This window comes from Chloroflexota bacterium (genome assembly GCA_020850535.1).
Classification (GTDB): domain Bacteria; phylum Chloroflexota; class UBA6077; order UBA6077; family JACCZL01; genus JADZEM01.
This window is the reverse complement of sequence record JADZEM010000182.1, coordinates 1-5,387: the sequence shown is the minus strand read 5'-3', so window position 1 is coordinate 5,387 and position 5,387 is coordinate 1. Positions and strand designations below refer to the sequence as shown.

Below are 5,387 nucleotides of genomic sequence, written 5' to 3'. Positions count from 1 at the left end.
TGCGCGGGAGAGGGGGAGGAATGACAGTCTTGTGTGTCTCCCCTCTCCCGCGCACCGGGAGAGGGGGTTGGGGGGTGAGGGCCTTCGCCGCTACTCGCCCTTGAACCCGAACTCCTTCGCGACACGCACGGCGCGCTCGTGGGCGCTCTTCAGCGCATCCTCTGGCGACTTGCCGCCCAGCACCTCGCCGAACATGTCGGTCCAGAAGTTCGAGGACTCCAGGGACGCCACCCACGGGTTCGGCGGCCCGGGCCACGCGCCGCCGATGTACGCGCTCTTGTCCGTTGCCGTCGCCTTCCAGGCCGGCGTGACCTTCGCGGCATACCCCTCGTTGAGCATCTTCTCGTCCCAGCCCCACTCGTAGGCGGGGTAGGCGTAGCCGGTGCTCGTCTTCCAGATCTCGCGCTGCACCTCCGGCGCGAGCAGCGAGTGGATCAACTGCTCGGCAGCCTCCTTGTTCTTCGTCCCCTTCATGACGAAGAAGCGCATCGTGTCTGCGCCGTCCAGGCTGCGGGCGTTCGGCCCCATGCCCTTCGGCCGAGGGATGAACTGAGTGTCGTCCGCCACCGGATTCTTGTCGAAGATCGCCTTGGCGTACATCGTGCCCGCGTTCGAGGTGAACGCGATCTTCCCGGCCAGGTACGCTTCGTTGTTGCTCGGGTCGGTCCAGGCGTTGACGCCCGGCGGGAGCATCTTGGCGTACTTCGGATCGGCGAAGGTCTCCTTCAGGAAGGTCAGGCCGATGATGCCGCCCTGGCGGAACGGCTCCTTGTTGAGCACGACGATCTGGCCCGTCTCGTCCGTCAACTGGCCGCCTGAGAAGATGATCGGCTCCTTGACGTTCGTCTCGCCGTCGCCGGAACGGTTGCCGGTCAACCCCCAGGTGTACATCTCCTTCTCGGGCTGTGCGGCCTTCATCGCCGACTCGCGGGCCTTCTCGAAGTCCGTGAACCCGGTCTTGATGTCCACGCCGGCGGCCTTGAACACCGACTCACGCACCCAGTAGCCACCAGCGCGGGTGAAGTGGTCGATCGCCCAGATCTTGCCGTCCAGCAGGGCGCGCTTCTTCGGCGCTGGCAGCGAGTCGCCCAGGTCCGCCGTGATGCGCTTGGACAGGTCGTCGACGTCCTCGATCAGCTCCAGGAACTTCAGCTCGGACGGCGTCAGGGTGTGGATCAGGACGTCAGGCGCATCGCCGGCCTGCACGGATGCCGTCAGCTTGGCGACGACGTTGCCGGCGCCGGCGTACGCCTCGGCCCAGGAGTGATCGAGCGGGTAGTTCATCTTCTCGCAGAACTCGCGGATCTTCTTCTCGACGAACGTGTTGTGGTCGGGATGGAAGTCGCGGCTCTGGACGACGGACAGCTTGCCGTTGATCTTGAGCTGATTGAAGGACGGCGCCTTCGGCTCGGGCCGGCCGCCTGTGGGGGCGGCAGCGGCCGGCTTCGCGGCTTCGGCCGGCTTGGCAGCGGCGGCCGGAGCCGTCGTCGGCGCTGCCGCCGCGGGAGCGGCAGGCTTCGCCGCCTCCGCCGGCTTCGGTGCTTCGGTGGGCTTCGCGGCGGCTGGAGCAGCCGGCGCGGTCGTCGCGGCAGGGGCGGCCGGCTTCGCTGCCGGCGTGGATGGCTGACTGCAGGCGGCCGCCAGCGGGAGCGATGCCAGTGCTCCCAGGCCAAGCTGCAGGATCGTGCGGCGCGCCAGCCGTCGTGGCTGCGGGGAGAGGCGCGGGTCGCGCTCAGAAGCGCTCATGCCAGGTCCTCCTCGACACATGGGGTTTTCCGACGTTGGACAACCAGAAGCGCGCGTAGCTACGACACGAGACGACGTGTCGCCCTTGTTTTGCCCTCCTCGTCTGCTCTGATCTCGTCTGGTGGTCTGCTCGGATCAGCCCTTCACGCTGCCAGCCGTCAGGCCGGCCACCATGAACCGCTGCCCGAGCATGTAGATGACCACGACCGGTCCCGCTGTCAGCAGCGAGGCGGCCATCAGGACGCCCCACGGCTGCACGTCGCCGACAATCAGCTGGGCGAGGCCCACCGGCAGGGTGAAGACCTCGCTGGACCGCAAGAACATGTAGGCGTAGAGGAACTCGTTCCAGGCCTGCGTCACCGAGAACATGGTGACCGCCAGCAGGGCCGGCCGCACCAGCGGCAGCACCACCCGCCAGAACGCCCCGAAGCGGGTGCAGCCGTCGATCATCGCGGCGTCCTCAAGCTCCTCGGGGATGCTCCGGTAGTAGCCCATCATCAGCCACGTCGCGAACGGCAGCACGACCGTCGGGTAGGTCACGATCAGCGCCAGCTGCTTGTTGAGCAGACCAAGCGCCGCCAGGATCGTGTAGAGCGGGATGAACATCAGCGCGGCCGGCATCAGGTACGAGATCAGGACGGTGGTGCCGAGCACGCCCGAGCCGCGCCACTTGAGCCGCACCAGCCCGTACGCCCCGAGGCTTGCCGCCAGCACCGAGACTGCCGTGCTTGCCGCCGAGACCATCACGGTGTTCGCGTACCAGTTCACGAACGGGATCTGCGTGAACAGGTAGCGGAAGTGATCCAGCACCCACGGATTCGGCCAGAACATGCTCTGGATCTGCTGAATCTGGAGGGTGCTCTTGAAGGCCGTCACGACGATGAAATAGAACGGCAGCAGCTCGAAGGCCAGCACCGCCCCGAGCAGCGCGTACATGACGCCGTGGCCGAGCCGCCGTGAAGCGGCGCGCGGCAGCAACGACGCGCCACCGGCCGGGCGCACGGCCGCTGCCGCCGCCGAGATGACCCGCTCGACGGCGTCGTTCACCACCCAGAACACGGCCAGCACGCCGCGCAGCAGCATCCGGACCGGCCAGAGCACCGTCATCGCGATGCGCCACGTCGCGGAGTCGTCCGACTCGGCGCGGCTCTCATCGCCCCGGTTCATCATGTACCGGCCCAGGAAGAGGATCAGCAAGAACAGGGCTGGCGCGGTCGTCATCGCCACGGCGATGCCCGCGCCGTAGCGCAGCCCCTGGACGGCGTACTCGTAGGCCAGGATCGTGTAGATGCGCGTCGCGCCGCCGGGGCCGCCGCCGGTGAGCAGGTAGGTGAGCGTGAAGCCGTTGAAGGTGAAGATGGTCGAGAGCAGCGACGCCACGATGATGACGTAGCGCAGGCCCGGCAACGTGATGTGGAGGAACTTCCGCCAGGCCGATGCGCCGTCCACCGCGGCGGCGTCGTACAGCTCGGTGTCGATGGCCTTGAGGCCGGCTACCAGCAGGATGATGAAGAATGGCGTGCCCGCCCAGATGTTCACCAGGATCACGGATGGCAGCGCGGTGGACGGGTTCCCGAGCCAGGGCAGCCCCTGCGACATGACGCCCAGGACGTTCACCAGGATGAAGTTGAGCGCGCCGAACAGCGGATCGAGCAGCACGCGCCAGGCCAGCGCCCGCACCACCTCAGGGATGATGTAGGGCAGCAGGATCAGCCCGCCCAGCACCGATCCCCAGCGTGGGACGTGGTGCAGCAGCAACGCCGTGCTCAGCCCCAGCACGAACTTGATCGCCACGGACCAGACGGTGAACGCCACCGTCACGCTGACGGCCCGCAGGAAGAAGTCATCTTTCCAGAGCGTCAGGTAGTTGTCAAACCCCACGAACACGCCGAGGCGTGGGCCGACGGCGTTGTGAAAGCTCAGGTAGACCGCCCGTGCGAACGGGTAGCCGATCAGCCCGAACAGCAGCAGGGCCGTGGGCAGGATGAACAGGTACGCCGTCGGCCAGTCGCGGCCGAGGATGCGCTGCGACGATTTGAACCACGGCTGAGAGCTGAGACCAGACGTGGTCTCAACGCCATAGCTTTGCGGACGAGCTGCCGGTGTTGCCACGGTGAAACCTCCGCCAGTGAGGAGCGACGAGACCGCCGTGATCTCGCCCTGGGATGCAGCGACGCCACGCGCCGCTGCCACCTACGCACCCGGAGCCGGTCAGGCTCGGACTGTCAGCTCCCGCACCACGCGCCACGCACCGCCCGGCATACCAGCCAGCATCGCACCCATCGCTGATCCTCCTCAGAAGGTCGCCGGCCAACCATGGCCGTCGGATCTGTCCGTCGCCGGTCACCCGCACCATTGCGGAGGGAAGCACAAAACAGCAGGCCGCCACGGGCGAGCCAAACGGCGGCTCGGGCGCGGCCCTCAGATGGGAGTAGTTGCCAGTGAAGTGCGAGCGGCAATCCCAGTGGCGCCGTCGCAACGAGAGCACCCGTGGCTCTCACAATGCTGATTGCCAACCGCATCTCGGGTGACGCACCGTGTCCAGAGACGCGGCCAGATCCCACACTTCAAACGGCGCCAGAAGCAGAGCGCCTTGCCGCATTATCCTGGCGAAACGGGAGGGTGTCAAGCGTTCTTCACTCGAAGGACGCGCGCAGTTTGGTGACAGGATGGACTCGTGAGCGCGCATCAGGCGAGCGGTGACAGTCGACAACTCGCGCCTGAGACCTGCTGCGGTTGTCATGACTGGCGTCTCTAAAAGGTTTTTGCCTGGGCGGCCGTTTCGGCGGCAGCGCCCTGCTGGTACCAAGTCACCCGACACCCGTGAACCTGGATGGTCGCGATCTCTGCGCCGTCAGTTGCGGTCGTGCAGCGCGCCCTCGGCGTGGAGCGCTTCGAGCTGGCGGTAATACTGGAGCCGATCTCGCAGCTTGAGGATCTCGACCGTCTGCTGGAGCAGCTCGTCACGCCGCGCCAGGGCGGCAGCTTCGACGTTGGCCGCACGGCGCGCCAGCTCGGCCTCTTCGTCGTCGGCGCTCAGCAGCTCCAGGTTGATGAAGGCGTGCTCCTCGACGCCGACAAGCCGCCGGCGCTCGCGCTCCATCCGCTGGATCTCGCGCTGCGTCTCGCCGACCTTCCGCGCATAGAACTGCCCGAGCGCGTGCGACTCCATCCTGGCACCTCCGCGTCATCCCTGACGACTCTGTCTGCTCTGACGGCCTACGGCTCCCTGCATGGTAGCTCGGCGTGCACTGGTGCAGAACAGCCGCAAGATCGGTGCTGAGAGCTTCGGCAAGACGGCGTTGGTCGCGGACGGCAGCGTGTGAGAACCCTCAGCCTACGGCCCACTCCCGAAGGAGCGGGCAAGGAATCGGACAAGGGAGACGTCCGCGGTGAAGGCGCCAGGAATCGAACCTGGACCACTGGACGAAGAAGAGAACCCTCAGCCTACGGCCCGCTCGTCGGCGGGCGAGTGATCGGACGAGGAAGACCTGTTCCGCAAGGGAACACTCCAGCGCTCTCCATGAGCTACGCCCTCAGGGTCAGCGGATCGGGGACGCCCTCACCCCAGGAAGGCCCTCACCCCCCGGCCCCCTCTCCCTGTGCGCGGGAGAGGGGGAGACACATGCAGTTTGCTTTTC

General features: G+C 66.9%; 3 protein-coding genes and 1 tRNA gene. All 4 read right to left on the bottom strand.

The window, feature by feature from the left end; all coding sequences use genetic code 11:
• Positions 1–90: 90 nt before the first annotated feature.
• Positions 91–1,746 (bottom strand): hypothetical protein, encoded by a 1,656-nt coding sequence (locus tag IT306_25780; protein MCC7371853.1) that lies wholly within the window; start codon positions 1,744–1,746, stop codon positions 91–93.
• Positions 1,747–1,881: 135 nt separating this feature from the next.
• Entirely contained in the window at positions 1,882–3,858 is a 1,977-nt protein-coding gene (locus tag IT306_25775) for an ABC transporter permease subunit (GenBank protein ID MCC7371852.1), read from the bottom strand.
• Between the two features lie 742 nt (positions 3,859–4,600).
• Positions 4,601–4,918 carry a hypothetical protein gene (locus IT306_25770; GenBank protein MCC7371851.1) on the bottom strand — a complete coding sequence of 106 codons (318 nt, stop codon included), beginning with the start codon at positions 4,916–4,918 and terminating at the stop codon, positions 4,601–4,603.
• 221 nt (positions 4,919–5,139) lie between these two features.
• Positions 5,140–5,284, bottom strand: a tRNA-OTHER gene (locus IT306_25765).
• Positions 5,285–5,387 lie beyond the last annotated feature (103 nt).